This is a genomic window from Clostridium sp., from assembly GCF_017888565.1.
Taxonomy (GTDB): Bacteria; Bacillota; Clostridia; order Clostridiales; family Clostridiaceae; genus Clostridium.
In genome coordinates, this window is record NZ_JAGHFX010000057.1 from 1 (window position 1) to 19104 (window position 19104).

Here is a 19104-nt window from a genome sequence, read left to right on the forward strand (position 1 = left end):
ATTCCCGCATTTATAGGAATTATGATTGCAGTTCTTATTGCGGTGTTAAGTAAATATTAAATCTTTTGTTAAAAATATGTAGTAAAATATAAATAATAGTGATAGAATAAAAATGTAGAAAACAAAAGTACAATAAATTGAATATTAAGTGCAAGAGAGAATAGAGTTAAGCACAAATAGGGGATATAATACCCTCATTTTGCTAAGCTCTTTTTTTATTTATTTAATTATTTATTTAAATTAAGAATTAATATATTTGCAAGTTTTATATATTGAAGATATAATTATATCATTGGTGTAAATGATTACAAAGGGCGGGATGAAATGAATAATTTTAAAAGGATTTTGGAAGATAACCCAATAGTAGCAGCTGTTAAGGATGAAAAGGAGTTAGACTTAGCACTGCAAAGTGACATACAAGTTATTTTTATTTTATTCGGGGACATATTAAACATTAAGAATTTAAGTGAAAAAATATTCAAACATAGAAAGATTGGAATTTTGCATATTGATTTAGTTGAGGGAATTTCTAGTAAAGAGATAGCTTTAAAATTTATTAAAGAAAATACAAAGTTTCAAGGAATAATTAGTACAAAACCTCAAATGATAAGATCAGGCAAAAAGCTTGGATTTATAGCCATTCAAAGAGTTTTTATGATAGATAGTTTATCTAAAGAAAATATGAAGAATCATTTAGTAGAAGAATGTGATGCAGTAGAAATTCTTCCAGGATTACTTTTTAAGATAATTAAGGAACTTTCAGTAAGTCTTAATAAACCTTTAATAGCTGGAGGATTAATTTCTGATAAAGAAGATGTAATGGAAACATTAAAAAGTGGTGCAACATGTATATCTACAACTAAAAAAGAAATTTGGTATATGTAGAAATGGAGAATTGGAGAGAAAGCTACATAGGATTGTTTTTGGCGATCTTATGTAGTTTTTTTATAAAAAATTTAATAAAGGGGAGAGCAAAATGCAAGCTTATTTTTCAGAATTCTTAGGTACTCTTATTTTAATACTACTTGGTAATGGGGTAGTAGCAAATGTAGTGCTTAAAAACACTAAAGGTAATTCTTCAGGTTGGATTGTAATTACAGCAGGATGGGGGTTCGCTGTAGCGGTAGCAGCCTATATTACAGGATGGATGGGTGGAGCTCATCTAAATCCAGCAGTAACTATTGCACTAGCTTCATCAGGGTTATTTAAATGGAGTCAAGTACCAGGATATATCATAAGTCAAATGTTAGGAGCAATGGCTGGAATGCTTGTTGTTTATCTAAACTACAAATTACACTATGATGAAACTTCAACTGGAGAGGACGTAAGAGGAACATTTTGTACAGCACCTGCTATAAGAAATAAGTTTTATAATTTTATTTGCGAATTCACTGGCACTTTTGTATTATTAATAGGAATAAGAGGGATAACTTATAGTGAAGTATTTAAGACTACTTTCCAAAGTTCAGGGGGAGAAATAATAGGAACGGTAGGGATTATGGGATCATTTTTAGTAGGTATCTTAGTATGGGGAATAGGCTTATCTCTTGGTGGTACAACAGGATATGCTATAAATCCAGCTAGAGATTTAGGACCAAGAATAGTACATGCTATTTTACCTATAAAGAATAAGATTGATTCAGATTGGAGTTATGCTTTAATACCAATATTAGGACCTATACTTGGAGGAGTTTTTGGAAGTTTAGTATTTGATTTTATTATTAAATTATAAATTTGTAAATAGAGGGAGAGATGATTATGGGAAAGTATGTTATAGCATTAGATCAAGGAACAACAAGTTCAAGGGCAATTGTATTTGATAAAGAGCAAAATATAATAGGGATAAGCCAAAAGGAATTTACACAAATTTATCCTAAAGAAGGATGGGTTGAACATGATCCAGTGGAAATATGGGCAACACAATATGGAGTTCTACAAGAAGTTATAGCTAAAACTAATATAGATAGAGATGAAGTTGCAGCAATAGGTATAACAAATCAAAGAGAAACTACAATTGTTTGGGAAAAGAGTACAGGAAAACCTATTTACAATGCAATAGTATGGCAATGTAGAAGAACAGCCGATATATGTGATAACTTAAAAACTAATGGATGGGAAGATTATATTAAAAAAAATACAGGATTAGTTGTAGATGCTTACTTCTCTGGGACTAAAATAAAATGGATACTTGATAATGTAGAAGGTGCAAGAGAAAAAGCAGAAAGAGGAGAACTTTTATTTGGAACTGTAGATACATGGCTTGTATGGAAGTTAACTAATGGTAAAGTTCATATTACAGATTACACTAATGCATCTAGAACTATGCTTTATAACATAAAAGAATTAAAATGGGATGAAAGAATATTAGAAGAATTAGATATACCTAAATCAATGTTACCTGAAGTTAGAAATTCATCTGAAGTTTATGGACATATAAATCTTGGAGGTAAATCAGATGTCCCTATAGCAGGTATTGCAGGGGATCAACAAGCAGCTTTATTTGGTCAAACTTGTTTTGAAAAAGGTGAAGCAAAAAATACCTATGGAACAGGATGCTTCTTATTAATGAATACAGGAGAAGAAATGGTAGAAAGCAAAAATGGACTTTTAACTACTATAGCAATAGGTATTGATGGAAAAGTTCAATATGCTTTAGAGGGATCTGTATTTGTTGGTGGCGCAGTTGTTCAATGGCTTAGAGATGAACTAAAGATAGTAAATGATTCATCAGATACTGAATATTTTGCATCTAAGGTTGATGATAATGGAGGAGTTTATATAGTACCAGCTTTTGTTGGTCTTGGCGCACCTCATTGGGATATGTATGCTAGAGGAGCAATACTTGGATTAACTAGGGGAAGTAATAGAAATCATCTTATAAGAGCTGCACTTGAATCAATAGCATATCAAACAAGGGATCTTATAGATGCAATGAAAGAAGATATAGGATCAGATCTTAAGAATATAAAAGTAGATGGAGGGGCAAGCAGAAACAAATTCTTAATGCAATTCCAAGCAGATTTATTAGGAAAGAATGTTATAAGACCTATAATATCAGAAACAACAGCTCTAGGAGCAGCTTATTTAGCAGGTATTGCAGTAGGATTCTGGAGGGATAAAGAAGAAGTTAAAAAGTTCTGGCATATGGCTGATGAATTTGAAGCTAAGCTTGATAAAGAAAAGGTTGATAAGTATTATAAGGGCTGGAAAAAAGCTGTTAAGAGATCTTTAAGCTGGGAAGAAGAATAGGATTTTGCGAATTAAATTTAATGATATGTATTAACTTTCTCATTATAATAAAATCTCCAATTTAATACATATCGTTAATGAGAATAATTCTGTATTTAATAATTTTAAATGGTTAAGATAACTAGAGATGTTTAATAAGATATAAATCTGTGCAAAGAAGTACTAGGCTTATTTCACAGTCTAGTTATCTTTGCATGTTCTAGTATATTTAAAAATACTAACAAAAAATGAAAGAGTGAAAGAATAAAGGAAAAAATCCCTAAGGGATTTTGGAATAAAATATTCAAAGTATATTTTAATTCTTAGTTTTACGTAGTAAAACATCCGAAATTTTTTCACTCTTTTACTTTTAACTTTTCTCTAATAAATTGCATTGCAATTTATTTTAGTGTTCTATAAAAATTTTCCTGTAAATAAAATATAACTAAGAAATTAAATAGATAGTTTATGGGGGAATGATGAAACTTAAATTTGACTTCAATTTTTTATTACTTGAATTTAGAGATTTATATTATATTATTAACAAAATGGGAGAAGAAAAAGACTTTAAAGTAAGATGCTCGAGGCTAATAAAAATAATTAAGCAAATAATTATAACGATACACTTAAATAATAAGTTGTTTTATAATAGTGAGAACTCATTAGTAGAAAATATTGAATATTTATCTAGAAAAGATATAATTCCATATAATCTTATGAAGTGCCTAGTTAATTACGTAGAGGATTTATATTATATAAGGGATATATTAGATGATGATGATGTAAGCACGGATAAGAAGAAAGAGTTTGCAGAATTGTTAAATGTTCAAGGGATTATTTATGAAATATGTGTTTGGCTAGTTATTAATTGTGGAGAAGAGGATTATTCTTTATTTTATGATAAATTAGCAGAATATGAAAAAAAGATATTTGATAAGTATTTAAACTATGATGAATTAGATGAAGAAAGTGATGAGATTGATTTATTAAACTCAATAAATGAAATTGAATATGAAGAAGATGATGTTGAGCATGAGGATATTAATTCTGTAGAAGAGTATTTATTAGCTGGAGAGTTATATTATTTAGGAAAAAATGTGGAAAAGGATTATTATAAAGCAAAGAAATGTTTTGAGAAAGCAGCAGAAGAAGGAAATCAATATGCAGAATGCTATCTTGGGCTATTTTGTGAAAAAGGTTATGGAGGAGAAAAAGATATAGAAAAAGCTTTGTATTGGTATAAGAAAGCAGCCTTAAAAGGAAATGCATTTTCTCAATATTCATTAGGGTATATCTATTTCACAGGAGAAGTAGTAGAGCAAAATTTAGAGTATTCATTTAAATGGTATAAAGAAGCAGCAGAAAATGGATTTGCTCCAGCTCAGTATGCACTATCATATCTTTATAAAAATGGAGAAGGTTGCGAGAAAAATATATTTAAAGCATATTATTGGTTGGAAGAGTCAGCAGAAAATGATTTTGAAGACTCTTATTATATTTTAGGACAATCTTATTTAGAGGGTAATGTTATAGATACTAATTATAAAAAAGCCTTTTTTTATTTATCAAAGGGTGTAGAAAAAGATGATATGAATTGTCTGGAGAGTTTAGGAGATATGTATTATTGGGGACTATATGTAGATGAAGATAGAGAAAAAGCATTTTCACTATATGATAAAAGCATAGAAGAAGGTAATATATCTCTATATTATAAGCTTGGTAAGCTATACGAGGAAGATAATAATCTAAAAATGGCATTGCTAAATTATTTAAAAGGGCATAATAATGGAGATTTAAAATCAACTCAGCGACTTGGAATAATGTACTATAATGGAGAGGGAGTTGATATAGATAAGAAAAAAGCATTAATTTACATGAAGGCAGCCATAGAAAATGAGGATCCTCACTCTTTGTATGTTATTGGGGTTGCATATTTAAATGAGCATAGAGAAAAAGGATTAGAATATTTAAAAGAGGCTTATAAAATGGGATCTCACTATGCAGCAGAAGCTCTTGCAAGTGAGTATTTAATTGATTTATTAAAAGAAAAAGAAATAGATGAAGATGAATTATTAGAATATATAAATTATGCTATGGAAAATGATATGATAGAAGCTATATATTATTATGGATTACTTCATGTGTATGGCGTGGGTGTAGAAAAAAATAATGAGGAAGCTTTCAAATATTTTATAAAGGCTGCTGAAAAAGGATCTCAAAAAGCTATGATAAAGCTTGGGAATTGGTATAAGCATGGAATATTCGTTAAGGCAAATTCAAAAGAAGCTATAGAGTGGTATAAAAAAGCAGCTGAAGAGTATAATACAGAAGCACTATTAAATATAATAGAAATTCATGAAAAGGGCATAGGAATAGATAAGGATCCTGGAAAGGCTTTAGAAGGAGCATATCTTTTAAGAGAAATTAACATAGTTGAAGGAAATCTTAAACTTGCCTATTATCATGCAAAGGGGATAGGAGTAGAGCAATCTAATAGCAAGGTAAATGAATATATAGAAGAGTTACTAATTTTAGATGAAGGCAAGGCATATAATTTATTAGGTGAATTATCAGAAGAAAAATTATTTAATAAAAAGGAAGAAGATGTAATTGAATATTATCTTAAGGCCATCTCACTAGGGGAATCAAAAGCATATTCAAATCTAGAATATTATTTATATAAGAATGGAAGAAAAATAGATGAATTCGAAGATTTAATAGATATTATAGGTAAAAATAATTATAGGCTTGATCAAGGAAAAAGTACATTTATAGAAGGAAAAAATGAGATAGTTAAAGGCAAACAAGAAAATAAAAGTGAGTTGATTAAATCTGGAATTATCAAGTTAAAGAAAAGTGTTCATTTAGGATTTTATGATGCTATAAAAGATATTATAGATTATTATGAAAATGAAGAAAAAAGCAAAGATAACTTAATTGAATTATATAAGTATAAGCAAAAATTAGTTTATTATTGTATTGATATTTAGATTAAAAAGGAGCATAAAATTTCTATGCTCCTATATTTTTGTAATAGCACACATAATATTAAAGATATAAATTATATGATTATTAATGAAAAAATATAACTTTATCATAAAATTTATATATTTATAAAAAATGAACAATAAATAATTGGAAATTAATAAAATTAAGACTAGTATAGAATGAAATTTCAAAATTTTTTAAAAATATTGAAATAAAAAAATATTAGTGTATAATAAAGGTGTAATAAAAAATAACAGGCTCGTGTAAACGTAAACTTATTATAGGAGGAATATTTATGGCAGAAGATATGGAAGTAATAATCTTTGAAATTATTAGTCAAGGTGGCACAGCAAAAGGACTAGCTTATGAAGCTTTGGCAGCTGCTGAAGAAGGAGACTTTGACAAAGCAGAGGAACTTTTAAAAGAAGCAGATGCTTGCTTAGGTGAAGCACATAAAATACAAACTGGTATAATTCAAGCAGAAGCAAGAGGAGAAAAAACTGAGGTATCAGTATTATTTGTACATGCACAAGACCATTTAATGACAGCTATTGAAGCTAAAACATTAATAGAGCATATTATTAAATTGCATAAAAAAATAGCAGATAAATAAATCTACATTGAATCTATAGTTAAAGGAGGTATTGAAGCTTATGAAAAAGGGTTCGAATGTAAGTGAACTACAAGCAAAGAAAACAGATTATAATATACCAACCTTTGGATATAAAAGTGCTTTATTAATAATTGCAGGTGGGATAGCTGGAACTATGATATTACCTATGATATTAACTTCATTTGGAATAAGTTTAAATTTATCAATAGTATTAGGAAATACATTTATAACAAGCTTAGCTATTGCATATTCAAGATTTTTTATTGAAACAAAAAGAGGATATTGTAAAGCATTTTGGATAAACTATGGATTATTCGCATTATCTTTTGGGATAATATCATATTTCTGGAGATATATCGGATTATTTATATAATTAAAATATCAACAATATTATATAAATTTAAAATAATTTATTATAATTTTATTGAAAACGATTAGTGAATTGAATTAATTATTAGAAAATAAAGAAGAAAAAATTAGGAGGTATTATTTATGAAAGTATTATTTGTATGCTCACAAGGAATGTCAAGTGCCATCGCGGTGAATGCATTAAAGAAAGAAGCAGAGAAGAATGGTGTAAATATGGAGGTAAAAGCTGTAAGTACACAGGAGTTTGAAGAAGAGGTTAAAGGAGGCTACGATGTAGCAATGGTTGCACCTCAAGTAAGACATCGTTTTGATTATTTAAAAGAATATGCAGATGCAGCTAATGTTCCATGTGCATTAATACAACCACAAGCTTATAGTCCTTTAGGAGGCCCAAAGCTATTTAAACAAGTTAAAGAACTTGCAGAATCTAAATAGATTCATACAAGTTTTATAAAATATTTACTTTTCATTTTATTTTATTTATTATTAAGGGGGAATTAAATTATGAATAATTTTGCTGAATTTTTAGACAAAAAATTATCTACTCCAATGGCAAAATTAGCAGAGCAACGTCATTTACGTGCTGTGCGTGATGGTATTATAGCTACATTACCATTAATTATTGTTGGTTCACTATTTATTATAATAGGGATACCACCACTACCAGAAGATTGGGCAATAACTCAATTTTTAAAAGCTAACAATGGAGTTATAATGCTACCTTATCGTATGACAATGTACATTATGACTTTATATGCAACCTGGGGAATTGGTTATAGTCTTGCCAAATCCTATAAACTTGATGGAGTTACAGGAGGAGTACTTTCAGCGATAGCATTCCTATTAACTATAGTTCCTGTAAGCGTTGAAGGTATGGGATGGATGATGCCTATGGCTAACTTAGGCGGAGGCGGAATGTTCGTTGGTATATTAGTATCGATTTTTGCTGTAGAAGTTTTAAGATTTACTACAGTTAAAAACTTTAGAATAAGAATGCCAGAACAAGTACCACCATCAGTTGCAAGATCTTTCGAAGCATTAACACCAACTGCTATAGTTGTATTTATTATAGGAAGCATAACATACTATGCAAGATTTGATTGGCATGCATTTGTAGGAAAAATAGTTCAACCATTATTATCAGCAACTGATACATTACCAAGTGTTTGGATACTAGTAATCTTAGTTACATTCTTCTGGTCATTTGGTATCCATGGAGTTTCAATAGTTGGATCAATTGCTAGACCTTTATGGTTACAATTAATAGACCAAAATTCAGCAGCTGCAGCATCAGGTGTAGCTGGAACACAATTACCTGCGATAGCAGCAGAACCTTTCTTCCAATGGTTTATATGGATTGGAGGATCAGGATGTACAATTGGATTAGTTATAGCTTTAGCTTTATTTGCTAAGTCTACTTACGGTAAGCAATTAGGTAGAACAACATTAGTTCCAGGAATATTTAATATTAACGAACCAATTATATTTGGTGCACCAATAGTGTTAAATCCAACATTAATTATACCATTTATAATTACACCATTAGTAACTTCAACATTAGCATGGTTTGCAATGAGTATGGGGTTAGTATCAAGAGTTGTAGTAACAGCACCTTGGACTTTACCAGGACCTATAGGAGCATTTGTAGCAACAGGTGGTGACTGGAGAGCATCAGTATTAAATATAATTTGCATATTGATTGCAGTAGTAATTTACTATCCATTTGTAAAAATCTATGATAAGAAATTATTACTAGAAGAACAAGGCGAACAAGCTTAATAAAATAATAATTTAAAGTGGTGAAGAAATTCACCACTTTATTTTAAAAAAATTAGAGGTGAATTGTATGGGGAAATTAGGAATATCAATTTATTCAGAAAAAACTACAGAAGAAGCAATATATAACTATATAGATACAGCGAGTGAATATGGATTTAGTAGAATATTTTCATGTTTACTTTCAGTAAATGATACTAAAGAAAATATAAAAAATAAGTTTAAGAAAATAAATGAATATGCAAAATCAAAAGGATTTGAAATTATAGTAGATGTTAGTCCAAGAGTATTTGATGACTTGGGAATAAGTTATAATGACTTAAGTTTCTTTAGGGAAATTGGAGCAGATGGCTTAAGATTAGATATGGGATTTACTGGTTCAGAAGAATCATTAATGACATATAATGATGAAAATCTTAAAATTGAAATCAATATGAGTAATAATACTAATTATATAGATACAATAATAGATTATATGCCTAATAAGGATAATTTAATAGCTTGTCATAATTTTTATCCACATAGATATAGTGGTTTAAATTTTGATCATTTTATGAAATGCACAGAAAGATTTAATAAGTATGGATTAAGAACTGCTGCATTTATAACAAGTCAAAATGAAGGAACATTTGGTCCATGGCCTGTTACAGATGGACTTCCAACTTTAGAAATTCATCGTAACTTACCAATAGACGTTCAAGCTAAACATTTAATAGCATTAGGTAATATAAACGACATAATAATCTCAAACTGTTATCCTACAGAAGAAGAAATGAAGAAGTTAGGTTCTATGAGAAAAGATATGGTAACTTTTGATTTACACCTTGTAGATGGAGTTCCTGAAGTAGAGCAAAAGATATTATTTGAAGAAAAGCATTTTAATAGAGGAGATTTCTCAGATAACTTAATTAGATCTACTCAAAGTAGGGTTAAGTATAAAGGACATAACTTTAAATTATTTAATGCTCCTGAAATAATTAAAAAAGGAGATGTAGTTATAGAAAGTAGTGAATATGGACACTATGCTGGAGAACTACAAATAGCTTTAAATGATATGAAGAATAGTGGAAAATCTAATGTTGTAGGACATATTAAAGAAGAAGAAATATTTATTTTAGATTATATAAAACCATGGCAAAAATTCAACTTCAACTTGATTAAGTAATTGGAGGTTAATTCATGTATTTTTTAGGAATAGATGGTGGTGGAACAAAGACTTGTTTTACATTAATAAATGAAAATGGAAATGTTATTAATAGAGTTATAAAAGGAACTTGCCATCCAACTCAAATAGGCTTTAACAACTTAGAAAAACTACTAATAGAAGGATTAGAAGAAATAACAAACTCTAGTAATATTTCTAAAAAAGAAATAACAAAGAGTTATTTAGGTTTAGCAGGATATGGAATAGTTAAAGAAATTGCAGAAGGAATAGCAGAAGTAGTTTCAAGAGCATTTGATGGAATGGACTATATATTGAATAATGATGTTAGAGTTGCAATAGCAGGTGCATTAGCAGGTGAAGATGGAATAAATGTTGTTGCAGGAACTGGGTCAATAGCCTTAGCACTAAAGGATGAAAAAGTTTTAAGATGTGGTGGATGGGGATACTCCATAGGTGATGAAGCTTCAGCATATTGGATAGGGAAAAAATCATTAACACTATTTAGTAAGCAAAGTGATGGAAGAGTAGAAAAAGCATCATTATATGAAATATTTAAGAAGGAACTCGATTTAAAAACTGACTTTGAAATAGTTTCATATGTAAATGACAAATTAAAAGGTGATAGAGGCGAAATAGCAAAGCTTGCTAAATTATGTTCTGATGCAGCTGAAAAAGGAGATGAAGGCGCAATAGCAATCTTTGATGAAGCAGCAAAAGAAATAGCAGAAATGATAAAAACTTTATTAAAAAATTATAATAAAGATATAGTTAAAGTTTCATATACAGGCGGAGTTTTCAGAAGTGGAGAATTGATTCTTAAGCCATTAAGAGAATATTTAAATGGATATAATGCTGAATTGGTAGAACCTAAATTAAGTCCAGATTTAGGAGCCTGTTTATTAGCATATATGAATTCTGGAAAGAAAGTTACTGAAGAAACGATAATGGAAATGAAAGAATGAAATAATTAAATAATTTTGGAAATAATTCAGCCTAGGTCGAATTAAAATAAAAATGAAAAAAATTTTATAGATAATTTATCTTTAATATATATATGAATAAAAAGAGAAATTCGTAAGAATTTCTCTTTTTATCTTTCTAAACTCCTAAGGAGTTTTTCATTAATTTTTTCATTGAAATTTGAAATATCTATATCAGATGAATTCTCATGGTTTCATTATTAATTATGCATTATAAATTATCCATTACATAAAATCATAGTCTATAGTAATAACACAATTATATTGTGGGTGTTCTTTTCTTATTGCAGTTTTTATCTCTGCTAGTATTTTTTCTTGTTTCTTTTTATTACCTGATTCTGATGCGTCTAATACTATATCAAATATTAAATTTTTAATTTCCCCTTCACCAACTATTCTAAAATCATGCATTGATTTTATTTCTGGATATTTTCTAAGAATTTTTTCAACATAATCCCATGTTTCCTTAATTTCATCTGTAATAATGCAAATTGGATCCATGTGTATAACTAAATGTAAATTAAGATCTCTTGAGACTTCCCTTTCTGCTTTATCTATTACATTGTGAATTTCCATTATATCTATATCGGATGGAATCTCAGCATGTAATGAAGCTATAATTCTTCCAGGACCATAGTTATGAACTATAAGATCATGAACACCTGAAATATGTGGATAAGATAATACTTTTTCGCATATTTCACTTACAAGTTCGGGATCTGGAGCTTCTCCAAGTAATGGATTTAATGTTTCCTTAACTAAACCAAAACCAGCATATAATATAGCTAGTGCTACAAATACTCCTATGTATCCATCAATAGGAAGTGTCGTAAATTTAGCAAATAAAAATGATATTACAACAGTACTTGATGTGAAAACATCACCAAGAGCATCAGTTGCAGCAGCCTTTAAAGCAGAAGAATTAATTCTATTGCCTACAAATCTATTAAATGAAGATAACCAAATCTTAAAGCCAATAGAAACTAGTAAAAGTATAAATGGTACAAGCTCAAAAGTTATTGTTGTCGGATTTAAAATTCTTTCAATAGAAGATTTAATGAATTGAACTCCAACAAGCATTACTAAAAATGCAACTAAAAGTGCAGATAAGTATTCGATTCTTCCATGTCCAAAAGGATGTTCAGCATCAGCAGGCTTGTTTGACATTTTGAATCCAATTATAGTAATTATAGATGATGCTGCATCAGATAAATTATTAAATGCATCAGCAGAAATAGCAATAGAACCAACTAACATACCAACTGAAAATTTTATTAGAAATAAAATAAAATTCACTATAATTCCTACAACTCCACCTAAGGTTCCATAAGAATTACGAACCCTTGAGTCCCTTATATTTTCACTATTTTTAACGAAGGATTTAACTAGAAATTTAGAAATCATCTTATCACTCCTATCTATATAATATTTTCCCATTGAAGCAATTATCTATTCAATAAGAATTTTCCACTATATTCATATTATTTTTATACATATAAGAATTATTATATACTAAAATTTACTAATTTCAATTATAATAAATTTTCCGAATATAAAGTAGATGAATACTTTGAAAGGACTTAACGAAACGTGAGACTCTTTGAAATATATGTATAAAAATGCGAACGTTTTTATAATTGTGCAGTATCAAATGTCCATTATCAATTTATAACATAAGTATATTTTCATAAATATGGTATAATATTATTAAGTTGTATTTTAGGAGGAGTTAAAATGGAAAAGAAATTAGCATTAGATTTAATAGACTTTTTATATAAAAGTCCAACAGCATATCATTCAGTTAAGACTATAAAAGAAGAACTAGATTCAAATGGTTTTAATGAAATAAAAGAAAGTGAAAAATGGAACTTACAAAATGAAGGTAAGTATTATGTTATAAAAAATGATTCAGCACTTATAGCATTCACTATTGGTAATGGAGATGTTGAAGAAGATGGATTTAGATTAATTGGAGCTCATACTGATTCACCAGGATTTAGAGTTAAGGCAAATCCAGAAATGGTTTCAGAAGGAAAGTATTTAAAATTAAATACTGAAGGATATGGTGGACCAATACTTTATACATGGTTTGATAGACCTTTAGGCTTAGCGGGAAAGGTTACATTAAAAGGCAAGTCACCTATAAATCCAGAAGTTCAGCTTGTTAATATTAATAAACCACTTCTTATAATACCAAGTGTTGCTATTCACATGAATAGAACTGTAAATGATGGATTTGCAGTAAATAAGCAAAAGGATACGCTGCCTTTATTAAGCTTAATAAATGAAAAGTTTGAAAAAGATGGATACTTAGTTAGTATATTAGCAGAAGAATTAAAGGTTGATGCAAGTGAAATATTAGGCTTTGACTTAGGATTATATGAAGTAGAAAAAGGATGTCTAACAGGATTAAATGAAGAATTTATATCATCAGGAAGATTAGATGATATGTGGATGGTTTATGCAGGAATTAAGGCTTTAGTGGATAGTAAAGCAAATAAATCAACTAAGGTTATGGTATGCATAGATAATGAAGAAATTGGAAGCCTTACAGCTCAGGGAGCTAACTCAGCATTATTATTAAATATTTTAGAAAGAATAACTTTAGCTTTAGGAAAAGATAGAGAGGGCTTACATAGAGCTTTATCAAATTCAATAATGATATCTGCAGATTTAGCTCATGCTGTACATCCAAATGCTGAAGAAAAACATGATCCAACAAATAGACCAGTTTTGGGGAATGGGCCTGTTTTAAAGACGGCAGCATCAGGAAGTTATAGTACAGATAGTTATAATGCAGCTATATTTGAAGGAATTTGTAAATCAGCAGAGGTTCCTTATCAAAAGTTCTTTAACAGATCCGATGTAAGGGGTGGAACTACTATAGGCCCAATAACATCATCATTATTAACAATTCCAGTTATGGATATGGGGGCACCATTACTTTCAATGCATTCAATAAGAGAACTAGCAGCTGTAAAAGATAATTATTATACTATTAAGCTGTTTACTGAATTTTTTAGCATTTAATAACTAAATAATTTTTATATTAAAAGTAAACTTATTAGATTAGGATAACGAATTTATTTCATTATCCTAATCTTTTTTTACGTAAAGGTTTTATTTTGCACCCTAATATTTTTAGTTACAAGAAAAATAATTATGAAATAAAATAAAATATTTTAATAAAAAGTATTGAAATATTGTTTCAATAGTGATAATATAATATTGTGATGAAAACGTAGTCAAGGAACTGGAAGTTTATACTTTATTTCGGAGGTATTTATATGAATAAAATAGACTTAGAAAAATTAACAACAGAGAGTAGAAATCAAAATACCATAGATATAGATAAGGTTTCAACCTTAGAAATGGTAAAAAAAATTAATAACGAGGATAAGAAGGTTGCAGAAGCAGTTGAAGTAGAATTACCGAAAATTGCAGAGGCCATTGATGGAATAGTAAAAGGAATGCATAAAGGAGGAAGATTAATCTATATAGGAGCTGGAACCTCAGGAAGACTAGGAATATTAGACGCATCTGAATGTCCACCTACATATGGAGTATCAGAAGAGTTAGTTCAAGGAATTATCGCAGGTGGAAAAGAAGCAATTTTTAGAGCTAAAGAAGGTGCAGAGGATTCAAAAGAGTTAGCTGTAGAAGATTTAAAACTTAAGAATATTAATGAAAATGACACAGTTGTTGGATTAGCTGCATCAGGTAGAACACCTTATGTAATAGGTGGGTTAAATTATGCAAATGAAATAGGGGCATTAACTGTAGCAGTTACATGTAATGCTAATTCAGAGGTTTCAAAAGCTGCTAAGATTTCAATAGCACCAGTAGTAGGACCAGAAGTGGTTACAGGATCAACAAGATTAAAATCTGGAACAGCTCAAAAGTTAGTCTTAAACATGCTATCTACAGGAGTAATGATTAAGCTTGGAAAAGTTTATGGAAACTTAATGGTAGATGTAAGAGCAACTAATGCAAAATTAGTTGAAAGAGCAAAAAAAATAGTTTGTGAAGCAACTGGAGTACAAAGAGAAGAAGCAGAAAAAATATTAAATGAAACAGACTTCGATGTTAAGCTATCAATATTCATGATATTATCAAAGCTAAATAAAGATGAAGCTAAGACTATACTTGAAAATAATAATGGATATATAGCTGAAGCATTAAAGAATGTATAAAAATTAAAATTAAAATGGAGGGAAGTTAAAATGACAAATGCTGAAATAGCTAAAAATTTAGTTGAATTAGTAGGTGGAAAAGAAAATATAAAATCTGTAGCGAACTGTATGACTCGCTGCAGATTAGAACTTAGAGATTACTCAAAAGCTGATTTAGAAAAGATAAAAAAATCAGAAGGCGCTTTAGGGGTAGTTAATGCAGAAGGACAATTACAAGTAATATATGGTCCAGGTAAGGTTAATAAAGTAACAGCAGAAGTTAGTAAAATAGTTGGAAAGCCAGTTCTTTTAGGAGAAGATGCTGTGAAAGCAACAAAGGAAAAATTAAAAGCAAAAAATGATACTAAGTTCAAAAATTTACTTAAGAAATTAGGAAATGTATTTATTCCTTTAATACCTTTATTTGTAGCATGCGGACTTGTTTTAGCAATTAATAATATTTGTGGTGTACAATTTGGCGATGCATATAAGACAAGTACAGCAGGTCAAATTATCGGACTTATAGGTAACGGTGTATTCTCAATTCTTTCAATTTTAGTAGGTGTAAATGCAGCTAAGGAGTTTGGCTCAGATATGCCAATGATGGGTGGAGTATTAGGTGGAATACTTTCATCAGCAGCTTTAGCGAACATTACCCTTTTAGGTAAACCTTTAACACCAGGTAGAGGCGGTATTATATCAGTTATATTAGTTGTAGTTTTAGCGGTTTATATAGAAAAAGCTTGTAGAAAGTTTGTACCAGATGTATTAGATTTATTTGTAACACCATTACTTACATTAACTTTATCAGTATTAGCAGCTTTATTTATTCTTCAACCAGTTGGTGGATTTATTTCTGACTCAATAGGAACTATAGTTGCTCAAACAATTGCATCAGATAATACAATTATATCAGTAATTTCAGGAGCAGTTTCAGGTGCGTTATTCTTACCATTAGTTATGACAGGAATGCACCAAGCATTAACTCCAATACATGCAGATTTAATAGCAAATGCAGGATATACAGTATTACTTCCAATATTAGCAACAGCAGGTATGGCTCAAGTTGGAGCTACTATAGCAGTTCTTAGAAGAACAAAAAATGAAAGATTAAAGAAGACAGCTAAAAATGGATTAGTACCAGGATTCTTAGGAATTGGAGAACCATTAATATACGGTATAACTTTACCACTAGGAAAACCATTCTTAGGCGCTTGTTTAGGAGCTGGAGTTGGTGGAGCTATAATGGCATTCTTAAAGGTTGGAGCAGTTGCAATGGGAGTTTCAGGATTGCCACTTGCATTACTAATAGCAGACGGAAAAATGCTTGTTTTCTTAATAGGAGTAGTTGTATCATATGTAGCAGGATATCTATTTACAGAAATGCTTGGATTTGAAGATCCAGTAGAATAATTAAATAATAAATTAAATAATAAGTGTAGTTATTATGTAAGCCTAAGTTACTATAAGTAATGGGTGATTACTTAATCTCTACACTTTACTTTAATAATGGACAGTGCAATGGAAAAGATGATGATTAAATAGATTGAAAAAATAAAGTATTTGAATTTAAATTAAAATATTAGGCATATTATGAGGTGTTTCTTAATATGCCTAATACTTTTATAGTATTTGATTTAAGGAGAGTGTTAATATGAGTTATGGATTTTCGGTTTATTTTGGCTTAGATAATACAAAGGAAGAAAATATTCAATTACTAAAGGATGCGCATAGCCTAGGATTTAGTAGAATTTTTACTTCACTTCATATACCAGAAGCTAATTATGAAGTTTTAAAGAGGGAAGTTAGAGAGTTTTTTGCTTTAGCTAAAGAATATGATATGGATATAATTAGTGATATATCTCCTAATACTTTTAAATTTTTAGATTTAGAAGATATGGATTTAAAGGGTTTAAGAGATATGGGAGTTAAAACTATAAGAATAGATTTTGGATATGGTGAAGAAGATATAGCTAAAATGAGTAGAAATGAATATGGAGTTAAGATTCAATTAAATGCTTCAACTATTACAGAAGAGTTTTTTAACAAGCTTGATAAATTCTCACCAGATTATAGTAATGTAGATGCATTACATAATTTTTATCCAAGAGTTGGAACTGCAATTTCAGAAGAATGTATGATAAATAAAAATAATATTCTTAGGAAAAGAAATATAACTCCTTGTGCCTTTGTGCAATCAAATAATAGAAAAAGAAGTCCATTAAAAGATGGATTACCAACACTTGAAGATCATAGGGGAATGGCTGTTAGGGAAGCTGCTAATCATTTGTTTGCATTAGGAAATAAATCTGTTTTTATAGGAGATTCTCTTCCAAGTTTAGAAGAACTAAAGAATTTATCATCTTTAGATTCTGAGGTTATAGAGCTAGATATAGAGGTTAAAACTACAGATAAAGTTATGCTTAGAATCTTAGATGGGATATACACAGCCAGAACAGATGAAGCTAGAGATGCTATTAGAGCAAGTGAAAGTAGATTAATATTAAATGGCGATATTATTGAGCCATTTAATACAGTAAATAAGAAAATTGGAGATATTTCAATAGATAATAAAGAATACATGAGATATATGGGTGAACTTCAAATATTAAAAACAAATCAAAATGAAGATTTTAGAACAAATATTGTAGCTTCTGTTTTACAAAAAGATTTTTATTTATTAAAATATATACATGGTGGAAAAAAATTTCACTTTAATATAGTTAATAAATAAATCAAAGAATAGTAGGGTGTTAAAATGAACGTATTGCAGTATATAAAACAGAACTTCGAGAGCTTTACAGATAGAGAAAAATTAATAGCCGAGTATTTACTTAGTAATAAAAAAAGTATCATAGGTATGTCAGCAAAGGAAATTGGAGATATTACAAATACTTCAGCTCCAACAGTTGTAAGATTTTCAAAAAAGATAGGCTTTGATTCACTTAATGAAATGAAATTACAGTTATCTTTAAATTTGAAAAGTGATGAAGATAATACAGATTTTGAATATCTACATGGTGACTTATCAACGAAAAATATAATTCATGGAATAAAAAGATCTATAGATTCTATTATGAATCAAACAATAGGAATTTTAAAAGAAGAAGAATTAGAAAAAGCTATAGATGTACTTAATAAAGCTAAAAATATATATATATTTAGCGTTGGTGTTTCTAGTTTAGTAGGGATGGACTTCTATTATAAGTTAAGCAGAATCAATAAGAGATGTATTGCACATTCTGATACACATCTTCAAATAACATCTTCAGCCCTTATGGAAAAAGGTGATGTAGCAATAGCTATATCTTATTCAGGAGAAACAAAAGAAGTAATAAAATGTGCAGAAAATGCTAAAAAAGCTAAGGTCCCAGTTATAGCAATTACAAAGGCTAGTATAAACAATACGTTAGCAGGTATATCAGATATAGTACTGCAAGTACCTTTTGTAGAAAAGACTTTAAGAGAAGGTGCAATGAGTTCAAGAATATCACAACTTTCAATAATAGATATGCTGTTTATAGGAATGGCAAAAACAAACCTAAAAGGCGTAGAAGAAAAACTTAGAGTAACAAGAAAAGCTGTAGAAGAACTGAAGAACTAATGGAATAATTAATAATGAAAAAATGAAAGAATGAAAATTCATTTGAAATATAAATTTGAAATTTTAGTGAAAGAATAAAATTCAATTGATAATTGACAATGGAGAATTAGGGAATAAACTCCTATGGAGTTTGAGAATTATTAGGAGAGAAATTCGAAAGAATTTCTCTTTTTATTTTTCATAATTCAACGTATGTGAATTACTTCAAT

General features: G+C 29.2%; 16 protein-coding genes. 15 read left to right on the forward strand and 1 reads right to left on the reverse strand.

Annotation, left to right across the window (positions count from 1 at the left end; translation table 11 throughout):
* Window positions 1-324 precede the first annotated feature (324 nt).
* From J7M87_RS10330 to J7M87_RS10375, 10 genes are all read left to right on the forward strand, one after another.
* The gene (locus J7M87_RS10330; protein ID WP_291650977.1) at window positions 325-885 is read left to right on the forward strand and encodes a glycerol-3-phosphate responsive antiterminator; all 561 of its coding nucleotides are present in this window, start codon (window positions 325-327) and stop codon (window positions 883-885) included.
* A 91-nt stretch (window positions 886-976) separates the two neighbouring features.
* Window positions 977-1732, forward strand: coding sequence for an MIP/aquaporin family protein (locus tag J7M87_RS10335; RefSeq protein ID WP_291650978.1), 756 nt, complete (start codon window positions 977-979; stop codon window positions 1730-1732).
* 26 nt (window positions 1733-1758) lie between these two features.
* Window positions 1759-3249 carry a glycerol kinase GlpK gene (gene glpK / locus J7M87_RS10340; RefSeq protein WP_291650979.1) on the forward strand — a complete coding sequence of 497 codons (1491 nt, stop codon included), beginning with the start codon at window positions 1759-1761 and terminating at the stop codon, window positions 3247-3249.
* Window positions 3250-3707: 458 nt separating this feature from the next.
* Window positions 3708-6218, forward strand: coding sequence for an SEL1-like repeat protein (locus tag J7M87_RS10345; RefSeq protein ID WP_291650980.1), 2511 nt, complete (start codon window positions 3708-3710; stop codon window positions 6216-6218).
* A gap of 293 nt (window positions 6219-6511) precedes the next feature.
* The gene (locus J7M87_RS10350; protein ID WP_291650981.1) at window positions 6512-6829 is read left to right on the forward strand and encodes a PTS lactose/cellobiose transporter subunit IIA; all 318 of its coding nucleotides are present in this window, start codon (window positions 6512-6514) and stop codon (window positions 6827-6829) included.
* A gap of 40 nt (window positions 6830-6869) precedes the next feature.
* The gene (locus J7M87_RS10355; protein ID WP_291650982.1) at window positions 6870-7202 is read left to right on the forward strand and encodes a hypothetical protein; all 333 of its coding nucleotides are present in this window, start codon (window positions 6870-6872) and stop codon (window positions 7200-7202) included.
* Window positions 7203-7321: 119 nt separating this feature from the next.
* Window positions 7322-7633 (forward strand): PTS sugar transporter subunit IIB, encoded by a 312-nt coding sequence (locus J7M87_RS10360; RefSeq protein WP_291650983.1) that lies wholly within the window; start codon window positions 7322-7324, stop codon window positions 7631-7633.
* Window positions 7634-7702: 69 nt separating this feature from the next.
* The gene (locus J7M87_RS10365; protein WP_365845243.1) at window positions 7703-8977 is read left to right on the forward strand and encodes a PTS sugar transporter subunit IIC; all 1275 of its coding nucleotides are present in this window, start codon (window positions 7703-7705) and stop codon (window positions 8975-8977) included.
* A gap of 67 nt (window positions 8978-9044) precedes the next feature.
* Entirely contained in the window at window positions 9045-10139 is a 1095-nt protein-coding gene (locus tag J7M87_RS10370; protein WP_291650984.1) for a MupG family TIM beta-alpha barrel fold protein, read from the forward strand.
* 14 nt (window positions 10140-10153) lie between these two features.
* Window positions 10154-11101 carry a BadF/BadG/BcrA/BcrD ATPase family protein gene (locus J7M87_RS10375; RefSeq protein WP_291650985.1) on the forward strand — a complete coding sequence of 316 codons (948 nt, stop codon included), beginning with the start codon at window positions 10154-10156 and terminating at the stop codon, window positions 11099-11101.
* Between the two features lie 243 nt (window positions 11102-11344).
* Here J7M87_RS10375 and J7M87_RS10380 read toward each other — a convergent pair whose 3' ends face one another.
* Entirely contained in the window at window positions 11345-12523 is a 1179-nt protein-coding gene (locus J7M87_RS10380) for a cation diffusion facilitator family transporter (protein WP_291650986.1), read from the reverse strand.
* 330 nt (window positions 12524-12853) lie between these two features.
* Here J7M87_RS10380 and J7M87_RS10385 point away from each other — a divergent pair, with 330 nt between their 5' ends.
* The 5 genes from J7M87_RS10385 to J7M87_RS10405 all read left to right on the forward strand — a co-directional run bounded on the left by J7M87_RS10385 (window position 12854) and on the right by J7M87_RS10405 (window position 18895).
* The gene (locus J7M87_RS10385) at window positions 12854-14149 is read left to right on the forward strand and encodes a M18 family aminopeptidase (RefSeq protein ID WP_291650987.1); all 1296 of its coding nucleotides are present in this window, start codon (window positions 12854-12856) and stop codon (window positions 14147-14149) included.
* Window positions 14150-14406: 257 nt separating this feature from the next.
* Window positions 14407-15312 (forward strand): N-acetylmuramic acid 6-phosphate etherase, encoded by a 906-nt coding sequence (gene murQ, locus J7M87_RS10390; protein ID WP_291650988.1) that lies wholly within the window; start codon window positions 14407-14409, stop codon window positions 15310-15312.
* A gap of 30 nt (window positions 15313-15342) precedes the next feature.
* Window positions 15343-16704: a PTS transporter subunit EIIC gene (locus tag J7M87_RS10395; protein ID WP_291650989.1), complete on the forward strand. Its 1362-nt coding sequence runs from the start codon at window positions 15343-15345 to the stop codon at window positions 16702-16704.
* A 241-nt stretch (window positions 16705-16945) separates the two neighbouring features.
* A complete protein-coding gene (locus J7M87_RS10400; RefSeq protein WP_291650990.1) occupies window positions 16946-18025 on the forward strand; it encodes a MupG family TIM beta-alpha barrel fold protein in 1080 nt (359 codons plus the stop codon).
* 24 nt (window positions 18026-18049) lie between these two features.
* Complete coding sequence (locus J7M87_RS10405) at window positions 18050-18895, forward strand: MurR/RpiR family transcriptional regulator (RefSeq protein ID WP_291650991.1); 846 nt, start codon at window positions 18050-18052, stop codon at window positions 18893-18895.
* The last annotated feature ends 209 nt before the right edge of the window (window positions 18896-19104 follow it).